The sequence below is a fragment of the Mesorhizobium temperatum genome (genome assembly GCF_002284575.1).
GTDB classification, from domain to species: Bacteria; Pseudomonadota; Alphaproteobacteria; order Rhizobiales; family Rhizobiaceae; genus Mesorhizobium; species Mesorhizobium temperatum.
Map to the genome: position 1 here is coordinate 31,541 of NZ_NPKJ01000060.1, position 15,565 is coordinate 47,105.

A 15,565-nucleotide genomic window follows, 5' to 3' on the forward strand; every position below is an offset into this window, starting at 1 on the left:
GCTGCCAGCCGGCTGCTCACTTCGCCACCGCGCTCACCCGGTCCGCGGCAGCGGCCAGCACGGCGCGGTCGCCCTCCTCGTACAGGCGGCGGATGGCGATGGCGCTGACGCGCCAGCCTTCGGGCGTCCGCACCAGCCGGTGGAGATAGCTGGCGCCGACCGTCCAGAACCGGGCGTCGATCCAGTGGCTGGCGCGGACATGGCTGCGCGCAACCGCATCGTTGCCCGCGCCTTCGACAACGATGTTGGTGATGAGGTGCTGGGTGGCGTCGAAGCCCGGCAGCAGATCTTGCCACTGAGCCATCAACGAGTCGCGATCGCTGGTCGCCACCTCGCCACCGAAAAGGCTCGTATAGTCGGTCGTGACGCGGGCCGCGAGATAGGATTTGACCCGGTTCCATTCGCGCAAATCGGCATAAAGGCCGATCCCCGCCACTGCCTCGGCGATGGCGGTCCTGTCTTCTACCGTCAGCGCAGCCGTCGACTGCGTGGTGCTCAGGGCCGGCGCACAGGTGGCGGTAGACGTCGCGGCAAAAACTGCCGAGGCCAAGACGTGCCGGCGGGTGACGGGGCTCATTGTCCTGCCTCCCCTGCACTGCCCAGCGTGGTGCGGAAATGCGCGGCGACGGCGTCGGTCGCCGCCTCCACCGGCACGGCGCCGTCGTAGAAATCGAACTGGGTCACATTGTCGAGCCACAGTTCCTGCTTCGGCCCGGTCAGTCGCGCGTAAAATTTGTGCGCACCCTGCGGGATGGCAGCCGCCTCGCTATGCACCATCAGGAAGGGCCGATGCAGGCGCGGAGCAGCCTGGATCGCGTCGAATGTCAGCCAGCCGCGCCAGAAGGCCGGATCGGCCTCGTTGCGCCAGGCCGGGATCATCCCGCGATCGGCCTCGGTGTAGTAAGGCACCTTGAACATGATCGCCCGCTGGTCGGTCAGGCTGGCGGCGGGCAGGAATGCCTGCTTGCCGGTGCGGCGATAGGCGGCCTCGGCCGCATTGCCCGCGGCTTCAAGCCTGGCGACCCCGTCCTTGCCGCGATAGGTCTGCTCGACCACCTCGGCATCGTGCAGCCAGGGCGCGACGAGGGCGACCGACTTGATCGCGGCATCTTTAGCGGCGGCAGTGACCATGTAGCCGGAGCTGGCGCAAATGCCGAGCCCGCCGATGCGGTCCTTGCTGACCTCGGGCCGGGTTGCGAGATAGGCGACCGCCGCTTCGATGTCGGCGATCTTGGCGCCGGGATCCTCGTATTGGCGACGTGCGCCGCCGCTTTCGCCCCAGCCGCGGAAGTCGAAGGTCAAGGCGACGAACCCGCGGTCGGCCATCTCGCGGGCGTAGCGGGCGGCCATCTGTTCCTTCACCGTCATCCATGCGCCGGTCACGACCAGCGCGGGCTGAGCTTTCGCCGGGTCCATATCCTCGGGCAGATAGAGATCGCCGACGATCTGCTCGCCGTGCGAGGCGAAAGTGACGCGCTCGACGCGCGGTGCGGCGAAGGCACTGGAGCCGAGCGCGACGGCGGTGGCCGCGGCTAGCGTCAGGATTTTCAACATCGCAAGTCTCCTTTGGCTTGGAGCGAGAAACGCGGCGCGACGGATTTAGGAAGGCCGGCGTCTCAGCGGTCGTGCGCCAGTCGGCCGGGCAGTGGCTTCAGCGGGTAATGCGTCCAGTAGAAGGCGTCCGACTGGTACATGTCGGTCAAGAAATTCTGTGCCTCGGCGATCTTGCCGTCCTTGATGCGAAACATCAGGGCGTAGAGCTGGTCGATCTCGGGACCTGAGCCGACGTTCGACCAGCCGCGATGGATGTCGACGACGAGATCGCCTTGCGCCTGGAAGAAGATCGGCTCAGCCTTGAATTTGCCGTCGGCCAGGCCACGAAAGAAGGCGACCACTTCCTCCGGCCCGCGCTTGTCGCCGGCCAGCGGATGATGGCCGGGAATGCGCCACACGATGTCGGGCGCGAGGAAGGGCCGGACGGCCTCCGGGTTCCCGGTCGCGTAAGCTGCGTAATAGTCCTTGATCAGCTGGATGTTGCGGTCTTCCTGAGGACCGCCGCTCGCGGGGGCGGCGGATACCGCCAGGAGAGCGCCGGCGGCGAGCGAAGCGAGCCTGGTCATCAGTCCTGTCTCCTTGCCTGTTCGAGCCGTCGCAACAGCGATGCCCATTCGTCGGACCCAACATGAGGCTTTTTGTTCACCGGAAAAACCCGTATAGTTCGACAAGGCTATTTGGAATATCCTCACAATGCGCCTCGACCAGTTCAGTGGGATCGTCGCCTTCGTGAAGGTCGCTGAGGCCAAGAGCTTCACCCGCGCCGCGGCCGAACTCGGCGTCGCCCCGGCCTCTTTGAGCGAGGCGGTCAAAGGGCTTGAGGAGCGTCTGGGGGTGCGGCTCCTCAACCGCACGACCCGCAGCGTTGGCTTGACCGAAGCCGGCGCCCACTATTTCGACCACGTGCGCCCAGCGGCCGAAGAGATCCGGGCGGCTGGCGCGGCGCTGCGCGAGACCCGCGATCGCCCCGCCGGCACGCTGCGCCTGAGCCTGCCGTGGATCGCCGCGCCGCTGCTGATCGAGCCGCTGATGGGGCCGTTCATGGACGCTTACCCGGAAGTGCGGCTTAGCCTGATCTTCGACGACAGCTTCGTCGATATCGCCGCTCAGGGCTTCGATGCCGGTCTGCGGATTGGCGAGCTTCTCGAGAAGGATATGGTCGGCGCGCGTCTGGGCGGGCCGCTGCAGACGGTCGTGTTGGGCAGCCCGGACTATCTGGCGCGTAACGGCACGCCGAAGCGACCCGCCGACCTCGCCGCCCACCGCTGCATCGCCTTCGCCTTCACCCGCACCCGCGCCATCTCGCCCTGGGAGTTCGTCGTGGACGGACGCCAAGTCGAGTTGACGCCCGACGCACGTCTGATCGTGAACACACTTCCGCTCTGCATCACCGCCGCCGCGCAAGGGCTTGGCCTAGCCTTTGCCGTCGAAGGCCTCGCTGCGCCGCTTCTCGCCTCAGGCGCGCTGGTCAAGGTGCTGGAGCCTTTCTGTCCCACCTACGAACCGCTCCACCTCTATTATCCCAGCCGCCGTCTCGTCCCGCCCAAGCTGCGGGCCTTCATCGACTTCGTGCGCGCGAACGCCCACAATTTGCGGATCTGATGCGCCGCCGCGAAAGCCGACATGTGCCACGGCGCATATCGGCGAACCGGCTCATCCCCAGGCGCCGACCATCTGCCTGGTGGCGGCGTTGAGGCGGTTGAAGGCGTTGATCAAGGCAATCTGGACCACCAGTGCGGCAAGCGCCTTCTCGTCATAATGCCGGGCGGCCTCGTCCCAGATCGCGTCCGGCACCGGGTCCGGCCGGTCGCAGAGCCGGGTTGTTGCCTCGGCAAGCGCAAGAGCCGCGCGTTCGGCGTCGATGAAGTAAGGCGTCTCCCGCCAGGCGGACACGGTGAAGACGCGTTCGTCCTTTTCGCCGGCCCTCTTCAATTCGCGTGCATGCATGTCGATACAGACGCTGCATCCGTTGATCTGGCTGGCGCGCAAATGGACGAGCTTGCGCGTCACATAGGGCAGTTCAGCCGTTTCCGTCGACTTGTCCAGCGCGAGCAGCGCCTGCAGGGCGCCGGGAATGAGAAGCACAGGGTTTTTCAGTCTTGCTTGCATGGTGGTCTCCTTGTTTTGCCGATCCCGGATGCCAATCATCCGGGTTTTTGGTTTTACTGTTTCGTTCGTCCTGCGGGCCGGATCGGAGAGGGTTCGGAAGAAATCATCGGCCGCGCTGTCCATGCCAAAACCCATAACCCGTTAGCTATGTATTTTACTCATAACTCAGTGGTTATGAGTGTGTCAAGCGGGAATTGGCGGCAAAGCAAACGGCAGGGACCCGTCGCGTTGGGCCAATAATTCCGGCTTTCGCGGCAAGGAGCCTGATGCTAGGGCTGCACGTCTTGAATCCGCAACGGATCGCCCTGTGACCGATACCGAACGCCCTCGCCTGCCGCGGTTCGAAATCTGTGTCGAAGGCATAGATGGCCTGCTGGCCGCGCAAGCCGCCGGCGCCGACCGGGTCGAGCTGTGCGCCAGCCTGGTCGAGGGCGGCATCACGCCGAGTCTTGGGACGGTGCGCGCAGCTCTCGAACTGGCGACGATCCCGTTCCACGTCATCGTGCGGCCGCGCGGCGGCGACTTTCTCTACAGTGAAGCCGAGTACCGCTCGATACTCACCGATGTGCGCGCGCTGAGCGAGCTTGGCGTGGCCGGTGTCGCCGTCGGCTGCCTGAATGCCGACGGTACCATCGACGAAAAGCGCATGAGCGAATTGGTGCAGGCGGCAGGGCCTTTGAACGTCACCTGCCACCGTGCCTTCGACATGACGCGCGATCCGGCCGAAGCGCTGGAAGCGCTGATCCGCAGCAAGGTCGGCCGCGTGCTGACCAGCGGCCAGCGTGACACCGCATTGGAGGGCGTGGCCCTGCTGGCGGAACTCGTCCGGCAGGCGGGGAAGCGCATCATCATTCTCGGTTGCGGCGGGCTCGACCCCACGAACATCGCCGAGGTGCGGGAAAGATCCGGACTGACCGAAATGCACTTCGCCGCACTCAAGGACGTGCCGAGCGCCATGCGCTACCGCAATCCGCAGGTTGGGATGGGCGGCACCGACCTCGACCGCGAATACCGCAACACCGTGACCGACGAGGCGCTTGTGGCGGCGACGATGGCGGCGGCGAGAGCATGATCCCGAAAGAAGAAAACACGTGACGCAAGCACGCCTGCCGATCGACCGGGTCTCGCCGCAGGACGAGCCCACCGTCCTCGCCCTCAACAACGAACACGCGGCCGAATTGTCGTGGCTTGAGCCAGAACGCTTGTCCTTCCTGCTCGGCGAAGCGTTCTATGCGCGCCGCATCGGCGCGCTCGAAGCCTTCATCATGACCTTCGACCAGGACGCCCGCTACGACAGCCCGAATTTCCTGTGGTTCCGCCAGCGCTATCCGCGTTTCGTCTATGTCGACCGCGTCGTCGTTGCAGGAGAAGCGCGTGGCCGCGGCCATGCCCGACGGCTCTATGAGGATCTGTTCGACCATGCATTGCGTGCCGGCCAGACGATCGTCAGTTGCGAGGTGAATGCCGAACCGCCCAACCCGGCGTCGGATGCCTTTCACGCAGCGCTCGGCTTTGTCGAGGTCGGCGACGCGGTGATCCACGGCGGCAAGAAGGCGGTCCGCTACTATATCAGGCAGATCACCGGCTGAGGCGACAGCCCTACCAGTTGCGGTTCAGCCAAGCACGGGCCGGCTTTTCGATGAACCGGCAGATTCAGGCGTTGGCGGCAGCCACTGCGCGCTTGGCCATCACCGCGATCAGATTGGCCCGGTAGTCGGCCGAGGCGTGGATGTCGCTCATCAAATTCTTCGCCGAAATCTTCATGCCGTCGAGCGCGGCTGCCGTGAAACTCTTGGTCAGCGCCGCCTCGATTTCCTTCGAACGGAAGACGCCGTCATCCCCGGCCCCGGTGACGGCGACCCTGACGCCGTCCTTGCCCTTGGCCACGAACACCCCGACGATCGCATAGCGCGAAGCGGGATTGCGGAACTTTTCATAGGCCGCCTTGGCCGGCGCGGTGAAGGTCACGGCGGTGATGATCTCGCCGTCTTTCAGCGCCGTCTCGAACAGGCCCGTGAAGAACTTGCCGGCCGCGACCTCGCGCTTGTTGGTGACGATGGTAGCGTCGAGCGCAAGAAGTGCTGCCGGATAGTCGGCCGCCGGATCGTTGTTGGCGATCGAGCCACCGATCGTGCCCTTGTAGCGTACCGCCGGATCGCCGATCCGGGACGCCATATGGGCGAGCGCCGGACACGCCTTCTTCAGCTTCTCGTCGCTGGCGACATCGTGATGCGTGGTGGCGGCGCCGATGGTGACGGTCTTGCCCGACACCTTGACGCCTTGCAGTTCCTTGATCCGCGAAAGGTCGACCAGGTCGGAAGGCGCGGCAAGCCGCGTCTTCATCGCGGGGATCAGCGTCATGCCGCCCGACAAGAGCTTTGCATCGCCGCTCTTGAGCAGCTTGGCGGCGTCGGCGACGGAGGCGGCGCGGTGATAGTTGACTGAGTACATGGGATTCTCCCGTGAAATAAATGCTTGGTAGTGAGTAGTGAGTAGTGAGTAGTGATGAAGGTTACACGCTGGCCGTCTTGCCTCAATCGCAACTATTCACTACTGACTGCTCACTATTCCTCTCTCAGTGTTTCGTCGCCCGGATCGCTGCCCAGACCGTGGACGGCGATGCGGGCATGGCGATATCGGTGATGCCGATGGCGTCGGTGATGGCGTTGATCACCGCCGGCGGCGAACCTATGGCACCGGCCTCACCGCAGCCCTTGATGCCGAGCGGATTGCCCGGGCACGGCGTGTTCGAGGTCGAGACCTTGAACGACGGCAGGTCGTCGGCGCGCGGCATGGTGTAGTCCATATAGCTCGCCGTCAAAAGCTGTCCGCTGGCGTCGTAGCGAGTGCCCTCCAGCAAGGCCTGGCCGATGCCTTGGGCAACGCCGCCATGCACCTGGCCTTCGACGATCATCGGGTTGATGATGTTGCCGAAATCGTCGGCCGCGACGAACTGGACGATCTCGGTCACGCCGGTTTCCGGATCGATCTCGACCTCGCAGACATAGCAGCCGGCCGGGAAGGTGAAGTTCGACGGATCGTAGAACGAGGTCTCCTTCAGCCCCGGCTCCATGCCGCCTGGCAGGTTGTGGGCCGTGTAGGCGGCAAGCGCCATCTGGAACCATGGGACGCTCTTATCGGTGCCGGTGACCTTCAACGCGCCGTTTTCGATGACGATGTCGCCCTCGTCGGCCTCGAGCAGATGGGCGGCGATCTTCTTGGCCTTGGCCTCGACCTTGTCGAGCGCCTTGGCGACGGCCGACATGCCGACGGCGCCCGAGCGCGAACCGTAGCTTCCCATACCCATCTGCACCTTGTCGGTATCGCCATGGACGATCGAGACGCTGTCTATCGGCACGCCAAAGCGCTGGCTGACCAGCTGCGCGAAGGTCGTCTCATGGCCCTGGCCGTGGCTGTGCGAGCCGGTCAGCACCTCGATGGTGCCAACGGCGTTGACGCGCACCTCGGCCGATTCCCACAGGCCGACGCCGGCGCCGAGCGAGCCCACCGCCGCCGACGGCGCGAGACCGCAGGCCTCGATGTAACTGCTCATGCCGATGCCGCGCAGCTTGCCTCTGTCGGCGGCAGCGGCCTTGCGCTTGGCAAACCCGGCATAGTCGGATGCCGCCATCGCCGCGTCGAGCGAAGCGGCATAATCGCCGGCGTCATAATTCATGATGACCGGTGTCTGGTGCGGGAAAGAGGTGATGAAGTTCTTTCGGCGAAGTTCCGCCGGCGACACGCCCAGCTCGCGAGCGGCGGTCTCCATGGTGCGTTCGAGCAGATAGGTGGCCTCCGGCCGCCCTGCCCCGCGATAGGCGTCGACCGGTGCGGTGTTGGTGTAGACAGCGCGCACATTGGCGTGGATCGCCGGAATATCGTACTGGCCCGACAACAGCGTCGCGTACAGATAGGTCGGCACGCAGGACGAGAACAGCGACATGTAGGCGCCGAGATTGGCGATGGTGTCGACCTTCAGCCCGGTGATCCTGTGGTCCTTGTCGAAGGCCATTTCGACCGTCGAGACATGGTCACGGCCATGGGCGTCGGTGAGAAAGCTCTCGGTGCGGTCGGCGACCCATTTGACCGGCACGCCGGTCTTCTTCGAGGCCCACAGGCAGATGATTTCTTCCGGATAGATGTAGATCTTCGAGCCGAAGCCGCCGCCGACATCCGGCGCGATGACGCGCAGCTTGTTTTCGGGCGCGACATTGTAGAAGGCGCTCATCACCAGGCGCGCAAGATGCGGGTTCTGCGAGGTCGTCCAGCACGTGTAGTGGTCCTCGGCCTTGTCGTAATAGCCTAGTGCCGCACGCGGCTCCATGGCGTTGGGCACAAGCCGGTTGTTGACGATCTTCATCCGGGTGACGTGGGCAGCGGCCTTGATCGCCGCGTTGGTCGCCGTGCTGTCGCCGAGCTCCCAGTCGAAAATCAGGTTGTTATCGGCTTCCGGATGGATCTGTGGTGCGCTCCTTTCGAGCGCCTTCGGAGCATCGACGACTGCCTTCAGTTCTTTGTAAGTGATGTCGACCGCCTCGGCGGCGTCGCGCGCCTGGCCCTTGGTTTCGGCAACCACGATGACCACCGCGTCGCCGACATAGCGGACCCTGTCGAAGGCCAGCGGCGACCACGCCCCCATCTTCATCGGCGAGCCGTCCTTGGAATGGATCATCCAGCCGCAGATGAGATTGCCGATGCCGTCGGCCTTGAGCTCCTTGCCGGTCAGCACGCCGATGACACCCGGCATGGCCTGGGCCTTTTTGACATCGATCTTCTTGATCTCAGCATGCGCATGCGGGCTGCGCACGAAGGCCGCATGCTTCATGCCGGGAACCACCATGTCGTCGACATAGCGCCCGGCGCCGGTAATGAACCGCTTGTCTTCCTTGCGCGCTACACGAGCGCCAACACCTTCAATGCCCATCGCAGAAATTCCTCCCGAAAAAGTAGGGGAATAGGGGAGTAAGGGAGTAGGGCAGTAGGGAATTAAGAGCCAAATCGCTTACTCCCCTACTCCCCTATTCCCCTACTCACTTCATCCCTCACGCAGCCTGCTTCGCTTTCCTCCTCGCCCCCTTGGCCATCGTCTCCGATGCGGCGAGGATCGCTTTCACGATGTTGTGGTAGCCGGTGCAGCGGCAGATGTTGCCTTCGAGCTCGGCGCGCACCGTGGCTTCGTCGAGGCCTTCGGGGTGACGGTTGATCATGTCGGTCGCCGCCATGATCATGCCCGGCGTGCAGAAACCGCACTGCAGCCCGTGATGCTCCTTGAACGCCGCCTGCACCGGATGCAGATCGGCGCCGTCCGCCAGCCCTTCGATCGTCACGACGTTGGACCCGGAGGCTTGCACCGCAAGCATCGTGCAGGATTTTACCGCCTTGCCGTCGACATGGATCACACAGGCGCCGCATTGCGAGGTGTCGCAGCCGACATGCGTCCCGGTCAGGCCGAGATTTTCCCTCAAGAAATGAACCAGAAGCGTACGGTCTTCGGCAGTGCCGCTGACCCGCTTTCCGTTCACCGTCAACGATATGTCCGACATGAAACCTCCCTGGGTGCTACCTTGGTCGTTCTGGCGTCGGTGGTGCCCGAGCCCTCCATCTGTCCGCTATTCTTATACCGCATAAAGCCGGGGAAAAAGTGCCGCGGAATGCCGAGATTCGAGAATGCAGTTCGGCCGAAAATCCGCCTATTGTACTTTCGGTCACGCAAAGGCGGGAAATGGCGCAACGAAGCGAACCACGATCGCCGTGCGATGCCGCCTTCCGGCCATCAGCGGCTGAGGCTGGCCAAGCCGATTTCAGCCGACGCCGTGTTTTCTAAGAACCTCCTGCTCGTCGCCTGACACCCACCCAAATATTTTAGGCTCTCCGCCCAGCTTCTGCACGAGGTAGTGGACGTCGAAATCGATCGTGACGTCCGGTTGGCCTTTGCGGGTATAGGTCGACGTCCAGGCGACGTGGGCAACGCAATGATACCCGTCAAACGGCGAGATGCGAACATCGCGTATTCGCATCGCCTTCGTGCCGATCGCTCGATAGTGAGCATAGCCTTGTTCCATAACCTGCTTGAGCTGGTCGTCGTTCTTCCCGACCATGACGCCGGCAGGCGACGCCGCAATGAAGGCGGCGGCATAGACGGATGTGACTTCGTCCATGTCGGCATCGCCGGCGAGGGATTTCTCGAAAAGCTGCTCGTACCTTTCGAATAGCTTCCTGACCTGCGCTTCCATGGATCACGCTCCCTTCCGGTGCGGTTTTGGATTCGAAGTTTCTCAGCGCTGATGCCGTGAAAATAGCAGAAACTTCAAATCCATCATGTTGGCTCATTGCCAAAGTAGCACTTGAAGACAACAATGACTTCGACGCCGGCGCGCCAGACGCGCACAAAAAGAGCGTCGGAGGAATCGAGGAGGAAGCCGCTGGCCAGTTCACGGACGCGCTATGCATGCGGCCTATCGGTGCTCACCACGGATGAGCCCGACGCCGATGCGTTCACCCGGGCGGTCGCGGCCGAAGCCGCAGCCATCGATGCCGGGTTCGCCCTGCTGTTTTTCTCCCAGAGCCTCGTGGATGCGGCGGCCCTGTCGGATGCGCTGAAGATCAACGCGCCGGCACTTGCCTATGCCGGCTGCTCCACCGCCGGCGAAATCACGCCGCGCGGTCTGGAGGAAGGCCAGATCCTCGCCTTGCTGCTTCCGTCAGCATCGTTTTCGGTCGCAAGCACCATGGTCGACAGTCTCTCTTCGTCGGGCATGGACAGGATCACCGGTGAAGTCGGGGCGCTGCGGCGCTCGCTGCACGGCCGCGTCGGGTACGAACGGACCAACTCCACCTTCGCGCTTTGCTTCATCGACGGACTGTCCTATGCCGAAGAGGCGGTAACTTCCGCCATCCATTGGGGGCTCGACGACATTCCTTTGATCGGCGGTTCGGCGGGCGATGATCTGAAATTCGAGACGACGCGGCTGATCTCGAACGGCAAGGTTGCCTCCGACAGTGCCATCATCGTGCTGATCACCACGGAAATTCCTTTCCACGTGTTCAAGACCGACAATTTCATCCCCACCGACGAGAAGCTGGTGGTGACCGCGTCGGATCCCGATCACCGCACCGTGCGCGAATTCAACGCCACCAATGCCGCCGAGGAATATGCCGCCTCGGTCGGCGTCATCCCGCAGATGCTGACGCCACTGAGTTTCGCTTCGCACCCGGTGGTGGTGAAAGTGGGCGGCGAATTTTACTGCCGCTCGATCCAGAAGATGCACGCGGACGGCTCGCTGTCGTTCTTCTGCGCCATCGACGATGGCGTCGTCCTTTCCATCGCCCGACCCAAGAACATGGTTGAATCGACGCGTGCCGCCTTTAGGGATGTCGAGGAAAGGCTTGGCGGCATCGACATGATCCTCGCTTTCGACTGCGTGCTGCGCAGGCTCGATGCGCTCAACCGGCAGGTCTTTCGAGAGATTTCGGAACTCTACAAGGTCAACAATGTCATCGGCTTCGGCACCTATGGCGAACAGTACCGGTCGATGCATCTGAACCAGACTTTCACCGGCATCGCCTTCGGAGAGCGGCAGGCGGCGGAGTAGGAGGTTCTTATGCCGCTCAGGAACATCAACGACCTGGAGAAGCTGAAGAAGATCAACGCAGCCCTTGTCAGCCGCGTCGAGCGCTCGATGGACCAGCAGGCCAACGCGTTCTCGCTGTTCCAGACCGCGATTTCGCTCGAGAATCGAGTGCGTACGCGCACCGAGGAACTGCATTCGACACTGCGTAGATTGGAACAATCCAACATCGATCTCAGCGCGGCCAAGGAAAACGCCGAACTGGCGAACCTGTCCAAGACCAGGTTCCTGGCAGCCGCCAGCCACGACGTGCTGCAACCGCTGAACGCCGCCCATCTCTCCGTCTCGGCGCTGGCCGAAGTTCAGACCAGCGACGAGGGCAAAAAACTGGTCCGGCAGGTCGAGCGGTCGCTGGAGACGATGGAGGATCTGCTTCGCACCCTGCTCGACATTTCCAAGCTCGACGCCGGCGTCGTGCAGCCCGATATCGGCGACGTCAGCCTGGAGATGCTGTTTTCGTCGCTGCGCTCGGATTTCCTGCCGGTCGCCGAGATGAAAGGCCTGACGCTAAAATTCCGGCCGGTCAACGCCGTCGTGCGGTCGGACCGCACCTTGTTGCGCCGCATCCTGCAGAACATCCTTTCCAACGCGCTGCGCTACACCCGCTCCGGCGGCGTGCTGGTCGGCACCAGGCATCGCGGCGACACGATCCGCATCGATGTCGCCGATACCGGCTGCGGTATTCCCGACGACCAGCGCGAGGCGGTGTTCGAGGAATTCCACCGCGGCACGATCCCGACCGATGCCGGGCTTGCAGGCGGCGGGCTGGGATTGGGCCTGGCCATCGTGCGCCGCATCGCCGCCGCACTCGGCCATCCCGTGACGTTCTCGTCGAAGGTCGGGCACGGCACGATTTTCCATATCGACGTTCCGGTCGGGATCGGCGCCAGCGTCGATGCCATTGCCAGCACCGCCGACATGGAGCGGCCGCGCGGCTACGGTCTGTTCGGCACAAAGGTGCTGCTGGTCGAGAACGACGTCGAGGTGCTGCAGGCGATGACATCCCTGCTCGAGCGCTGGCAATGCCTGGTGCGCCCCGCCACCTCGACCGATGCTGCGCTCGACATGCTTGGCGATACGGACTGGGTGCCGGACATCGTCATAGCCGACCAGCATCTCGACGGCGGCGACCTCGGCACCACGACCATCGCCGAGGTCCGCAATTATCTCGGCCGCGCCGTGCCGGCGCTGATCGTCACCGCCGACGGTTCGGACGGTGTTGCGATGGCCGCCCGCGCGGCCGGCATCGAACTGATGCGCAAGCCGCTGAAACCGGCACAACTGCGCGCGCTGCTGGCGCATTTGCTGGCTTGATCCCTTGCCCCCGAAGACACGGGCAGAAGACCGCGAGCGACAAGAAAATGGTGCACTGTCACCGTATTCAAATAGGGAAAGCACTTTTGCAATTTCTATTTATTTGCTTCTGTCTACTTCGGCAGCGTCAGGTCAAATTCAGGAGGTGATTGTTCCGCAGTTGTCGTCAACCTCTTACCTGCCTTGAGCATTGCAAGAGCTTCCCTGCCAAGCCACCAGTCTCGGACTTTGGTGAAACCCTCCTGTTTCAAGGCGGATTGAAACCATTTCATCAGCTGTTGCGCTACCGGCGTTTCATGAAGCGTAGCCATGTTGCCAGGCAGCAAGGTGCCTGTCCTTCCAAGACCAGCCATTATAAGAATTACAGTTTCTTCGTTATCGCTGTTGTCGAGACTCCAGCGTTTCTCGCCTTTCCTACCAACGAACGAATCCATGTTATTCTTGGTGTCTCGATGCGACACCATGTACCCTTGCGAGAGGCTGCCTGTTTCATGGGTCGCGATTCCGGGATTGGGAATTTCCGATGAGTTCAGATAAATTGCCCTATTTGGCGTGGCCAGATTTCCCATTTCCACGAATTTCAACGGCGCGTTCGCTTCGAACCGCTTGAGAACCGGAACGATATCAACCGGGGTGGCGAAGAAGAGAATGCGTTTCATGGCTAGCGCTTCGGCACGAGTAGGAGCTTGTCATTCGGGAAAGCAGCCCTGATACGGGCTGCGGCGGCAGCTTCGCTTGCAGTTGGTGTTACACCGTCTGAATTCTTAACGTTCTACCATTTGGGGCCGTCGACGTGATGTCGACAAAAGTTCCTCCTTGCGTGCGGGGGCCGCGCCAGGAATATACTCCTCAGGGCCAATGCCGCCTCCATTCGTTACCGAGTAGCCGGGCCCTGTTCAGTTTTTGCGATACGTCATAATTCTGCTGTCGGGTAGTCGTTCCGCCCCAACGTCAGCCCGGCTCTATCAAATACTGTTGCGTAAATGGGGCAAGAGCTTCGCTCTCTGCGACAACAGATCAAGTGAGAAGTATTTCTCTAACAGTCACCTGATCCGACGCGCGACTTTGACCAATCCAATAAAAAACCATTGCCTTTCGAACATCATCATCCTGCCTAAGGACAGTTTTAGCGTACGTGAGAATTTTGGGATTGGCTTCGCCTGCTTCGACCAATTCCTCGATCGAGGCGATCGTCAGCAAAGCCAAGGGACACTTCTCATCATAATTTAGATCGCTAATTGAAGCAGCTTTCAGCATCTCCTCGATGCGATTTAAGATCAGCAAACTCGATCTCCCAATCCTGCTCCCGGCCAGAAGCCGGAAGCGACAAGAGTTTGTTTATTGAGCGCTGCGCTTCCACTGTCGCCCCATAAAATTCCCGCGTCATCTCAAAACTCCGGATGCTGCGTCACCGCAATTCCGCACCGTAATTCCGCAGCCGGCGGCTAAAACCCCGCCTGGCCGCGAAACAGCTCGGCACTGTCGAGCTTCGAAACCTCGATGACGGCTTGCGTCCGGCTGTAGACGTTGAGCTTGCGCAGGATCTCGGAAACATGCGCCTTGACGGTGGTTTCGCCGACCTGCAGCTCGTAGGCGATCTGCTTGTTGAGCAAGCCCTGGCGCAGCATCTGCAGCACCCGCAATTGCTGCGGCGTCAGTTTGGCAAGACGCTGCACCATCTCGGCGCGGTCGGCGCTGTCGGCGTCCGGCGGCTGGCCTTCATAGGTTTCGGGCACGTAGATTGCGCCTTCCATCACCGAGCGGATGGCGGCGGCCAGATCGCTCTTGCGCGCCGATTTCGGTATGAAGCCGGCCGCCCCGTAGGACAGCGCCTCGGAAATGATCTTGGGCTCCTCATGCCCCGAAACGATGACCACCGGCAGGCGCGGATAACGGGTCCGAAGCTGCAGCAGTCCGTCGAAGCCATGCACATCAGGCATGCTGAGGTCGAGCAGCGCGAGATCGAATGGCTTCGCATCCGCCAGAAGCTCAAATGCCTCGGTGATCGAACGCGCCTCGACAGTGTCGACGTCCGGATAGGCCATTTGCACAGCGCTGTGCAGCGCCTCGCGAAACAGCGGGTGGTCGTCGATGATCAGAAACCGGGCGCGATCGTTGACTGCGGTCATGGCGTTTCGTTTCATTCAGGCAGGATAGAATAGCCCAGTGACCATGGCCAGATTATTGGCAAATAGTACATCGCCATCCCCGGCCGAAGGGCGGAGATGGCAATTTCCGAAGCACCATGGCTTGCCCGGCCGCCCAAATCGGTCGAATGTGCAAGAATGAGCGACCTCGTCCTTCATAACTACTACCGCTCCTCCACCTCCTACCGGGTGCGGATCGCGCTGGAGATGAAGGGACTGACCTACCAATATGTGCCTCATCATCTGCGGCACGGCGAGCATCTCGAGCCCGCCTATCTCGCGGTCAATCCGCAGGGACTGGTGCCGGCGCTGATCCTGGACGACGGCACGCTGCTGACGCAATCGCTGGCAATCATCGAGTTTCTCGACGAGACCAGGCCCGAACCGCCGCTTTTGCCGCAGGACGCGCTTGGCCGGGCCCGCGTCAGGATGCTGGCGCAGATGATCGCCTGCGATATCCATCCGGTGAACAATCTGCGCGTGCTGACCTCGCTGCGCACCCTGTTCGGCGCCGGCGACGAGGACGTCGTCAACTGGTTCCGGCACTGGGTGAACGAAGGCTTCCAGCCACTTGAAAAGATTCTGGCTTCGTCGTCCGAAACCGGGACATTCTGCCATGGCGAAACGCCGGGGCTGGCCGACATCTGCCTGGTCGCACAGGTCACCAGCAACGCCCGGTTCGGCGTCGACATGGCGCCCTACCCGACGATCACACGCATCCACGCCGCCTGCATGGCGCTGCCGGCCTTCCAAAAGGCGGCCCCGGAGAACCAGATCGATGCCGAGTAGAGCGAGTTGGATTAAAGCATGAGG

Annotated in this window: 17 protein-coding genes; 6 read left to right on the forward strand and 11 right to left on the reverse strand. The window is 62.4% G+C overall.

Annotated features, from left to right (window positions below):
* Positions 1 to 16: 16 nt before the first annotated feature.
* The 3 genes from CIT26_RS21650 to CIT26_RS21660 form a co-directional block, all read right to left on the reverse strand.
* Entirely contained in the window at positions 17 to 577 is a 561-nt protein-coding gene (locus tag CIT26_RS21650; RefSeq protein WP_095494462.1) for a nuclear transport factor 2 family protein, read from the reverse strand.
* A complete protein-coding gene (locus tag CIT26_RS21655) occupies positions 574 to 1,554 on the reverse strand; it encodes an alpha/beta hydrolase (protein ID WP_095494463.1) in 981 nt (326 codons plus the stop codon). Before CIT26_RS21655 ends, CIT26_RS21650 begins: the two co-directional genes overlap by 4 nt.
* A 62-nt stretch (positions 1,555 to 1,616) precedes the next feature.
* Positions 1,617 to 2,120, reverse strand: coding sequence for a nuclear transport factor 2 family protein (locus CIT26_RS21660; protein ID WP_095494781.1), 504 nt, complete (start codon positions 2,118 to 2,120; stop codon positions 1,617 to 1,619).
* 127 nt (positions 2,121 to 2,247) lie between these two features.
* Between CIT26_RS21660 and CIT26_RS21665 the strand changes: the two genes are divergently transcribed.
* The gene (locus CIT26_RS21665) at positions 2,248 to 3,156 is read left to right on the forward strand and encodes a LysR family transcriptional regulator (protein WP_095494464.1); all 909 of its coding nucleotides are present in this window, start codon (positions 2,248 to 2,250) and stop codon (positions 3,154 to 3,156) included.
* Positions 3,157 to 3,207: 51 nt separating this feature from the next.
* On the opposite strand, the gene CIT26_RS21670 is transcribed toward CIT26_RS21665, so the two are convergent.
* Entirely contained in the window at positions 3,208 to 3,663 is a 456-nt protein-coding gene (locus CIT26_RS21670) for a carboxymuconolactone decarboxylase family protein (RefSeq protein WP_095494782.1), read from the reverse strand.
* Between the two features lie 307 nt (positions 3,664 to 3,970).
* Here CIT26_RS21670 and CIT26_RS21675 point away from each other — a divergent pair, with 307 nt between their 5' ends.
* Both CIT26_RS21675 and CIT26_RS21680 read left to right on the forward strand, forming a co-directional pair.
* Positions 3,971 to 4,735 carry a copper homeostasis protein CutC gene (locus CIT26_RS21675; protein ID WP_095494465.1) on the forward strand — a complete coding sequence of 255 codons (765 nt, stop codon included), beginning with the start codon at positions 3,971 to 3,973 and terminating at the stop codon, positions 4,733 to 4,735.
* 19 nt (positions 4,736 to 4,754) lie between these two features.
* Entirely contained in the window at positions 4,755 to 5,252 is a 498-nt protein-coding gene (locus tag CIT26_RS21680) for a GNAT family N-acetyltransferase (RefSeq protein ID WP_095494466.1), read from the forward strand.
* 64 nt (positions 5,253 to 5,316) lie between these two features.
* Here CIT26_RS21680 and CIT26_RS21685 read toward each other — a convergent pair whose 3' ends face one another.
* From CIT26_RS21685 to CIT26_RS21700, 4 genes are all read right to left on the reverse strand, one after another.
* A complete protein-coding gene (locus tag CIT26_RS21685) occupies positions 5,317 to 6,114 on the reverse strand; it encodes an FAD binding domain-containing protein (protein ID WP_095494467.1) in 798 nt (265 codons plus the stop codon).
* Positions 6,115 to 6,238: 124 nt separating this feature from the next.
* On the reverse strand, positions 6,239 to 8,587 hold the full coding sequence (locus tag CIT26_RS21690; RefSeq protein WP_095494468.1) for a xanthine dehydrogenase family protein molybdopterin-binding subunit: 2,349 nt from the start codon (positions 8,585 to 8,587) through the stop codon (positions 6,239 to 6,241).
* A gap of 118 nt (positions 8,588 to 8,705) precedes the next feature.
* Entirely contained in the window at positions 8,706 to 9,206 is a 501-nt protein-coding gene (locus CIT26_RS21695; RefSeq protein WP_095494469.1) for a (2Fe-2S)-binding protein, read from the reverse strand.
* Positions 9,207 to 9,464: 258 nt separating this feature from the next.
* Positions 9,465 to 9,896 carry a hypothetical protein gene (locus tag CIT26_RS21700; RefSeq protein WP_095494470.1) on the reverse strand — a complete coding sequence of 144 codons (432 nt, stop codon included), beginning with the start codon at positions 9,894 to 9,896 and terminating at the stop codon, positions 9,465 to 9,467.
* A 123-nt stretch (positions 9,897 to 10,019) separates the two neighbouring features.
* On the opposite strand from CIT26_RS21700, the gene CIT26_RS21705 reads away from it, so the two are divergent.
* Both CIT26_RS21705 and CIT26_RS21710 read left to right on the forward strand, forming a co-directional pair.
* Positions 10,020 to 11,255 (forward strand): FIST signal transduction protein, encoded by a 1,236-nt coding sequence (locus CIT26_RS21705; protein ID WP_095494471.1) that lies wholly within the window; start codon positions 10,020 to 10,022, stop codon positions 11,253 to 11,255.
* Between the two features lie 9 nt (positions 11,256 to 11,264).
* Complete coding sequence (locus CIT26_RS21710; protein WP_095494472.1) at positions 11,265 to 12,605, forward strand: ATP-binding response regulator; 1,341 nt, start codon at positions 11,265 to 11,267, stop codon at positions 12,603 to 12,605.
* A gap of 113 nt (positions 12,606 to 12,718) precedes the next feature.
* Here CIT26_RS21710 and CIT26_RS21715 read toward each other — a convergent pair whose 3' ends face one another.
* The 3 genes from CIT26_RS21715 to CIT26_RS21725 form a co-directional block, all read right to left on the reverse strand.
* Positions 12,719 to 13,264: a hypothetical protein gene (locus CIT26_RS21715; RefSeq protein WP_095494473.1), complete on the reverse strand. Its 546-nt coding sequence runs from the start codon at positions 13,262 to 13,264 to the stop codon at positions 12,719 to 12,721.
* Between the two features lie 358 nt (positions 13,265 to 13,622).
* Positions 13,623 to 13,889 (reverse strand): hypothetical protein, encoded by a 267-nt coding sequence (locus tag CIT26_RS21720; RefSeq protein ID WP_095494474.1) that lies wholly within the window; start codon positions 13,887 to 13,889, stop codon positions 13,623 to 13,625.
* Between the two features lie 161 nt (positions 13,890 to 14,050).
* A complete protein-coding gene (locus CIT26_RS21725) occupies positions 14,051 to 14,734 on the reverse strand; it encodes a response regulator (protein WP_095494475.1) in 684 nt (227 codons plus the stop codon).
* Positions 14,735 to 14,890: 156 nt separating this feature from the next.
* Here CIT26_RS21725 and maiA point away from each other — a divergent pair, with 156 nt between their 5' ends.
* The gene (gene maiA, locus CIT26_RS21730) at positions 14,891 to 15,541 is read left to right on the forward strand and encodes a maleylacetoacetate isomerase (RefSeq protein WP_095494783.1); all 651 of its coding nucleotides are present in this window, start codon (positions 14,891 to 14,893) and stop codon (positions 15,539 to 15,541) included.
* The last annotated feature ends 24 nt before the right edge of the window (positions 15,542 to 15,565 follow it).

Coding starts and splice junctions, on each gene's coding strand:
- CIT26_RS21710 (WP_095494472.1), top strand. CDS start 11,265: ATGCCGCTCAGGAACATCAACGACCTGGAGAAGCTGAAGAAGATCAAC.
- maiA (WP_095494783.1), top strand. CDS start 14,891: ATGAGCGACCTCGTCCTTCATAACTACTACCGCTCCTCCACCTCCTAC.
- CIT26_RS21725 (WP_095494475.1), bottom strand. CDS start 14,734: ATGACCGCAGTCAACGATCGCGCCCGGTTTCTGATCATCGACGACCAC.
- CIT26_RS21650 (WP_095494462.1), bottom strand. CDS start 577: ATGAGCCCCGTCACCCGCCGGCACGTCTTGGCCTCGGCAGTTTTTGCC.
- CIT26_RS21690 (WP_095494468.1), bottom strand. CDS start 8,587: ATGGGCATTGAAGGTGTTGGCGCTCGTGTAGCGCGCAAGGAAGACAAG.
- CIT26_RS21695 (WP_095494469.1), bottom strand. CDS start 9,206: ATGTCGGACATATCGTTGACGGTGAACGGAAAGCGGGTCAGCGGCACT.
- CIT26_RS21705 (WP_095494471.1), top strand. CDS start 10,020: ATGACTTCGACGCCGGCGCGCCAGACGCGCACAAAAAGAGCGTCGGAG.
- CIT26_RS21700 (WP_095494470.1), bottom strand. CDS start 9,896: ATGGAAGCGCAGGTCAGGAAGCTATTCGAAAGGTACGAGCAGCTTTTC.
- CIT26_RS21660 (WP_095494781.1), bottom strand. CDS start 2,120: ATGACCAGGCTCGCTTCGCTCGCCGCCGGCGCTCTCCTGGCGGTATCC.
- CIT26_RS21665 (WP_095494464.1), top strand. CDS start 2,248: ATGCGCCTCGACCAGTTCAGTGGGATCGTCGCCTTCGTGAAGGTCGCT.
- CIT26_RS21670 (WP_095494782.1), bottom strand. CDS start 3,663: ATGCAAGCAAGACTGAAAAACCCTGTGCTTCTCATTCCCGGCGCCCTG.
- CIT26_RS21715 (WP_095494473.1), bottom strand. CDS start 13,264: ATGAAACGCATTCTCTTCTTCGCCACCCCGGTTGATATCGTTCCGGTT.
- CIT26_RS21685 (WP_095494467.1), bottom strand. CDS start 6,114: ATGTACTCAGTCAACTATCACCGCGCCGCCTCCGTCGCCGACGCCGCC.
- CIT26_RS21655 (WP_095494463.1), bottom strand. CDS start 1,554: ATGTTGAAAATCCTGACGCTAGCCGCGGCCACCGCCGTCGCGCTCGGC.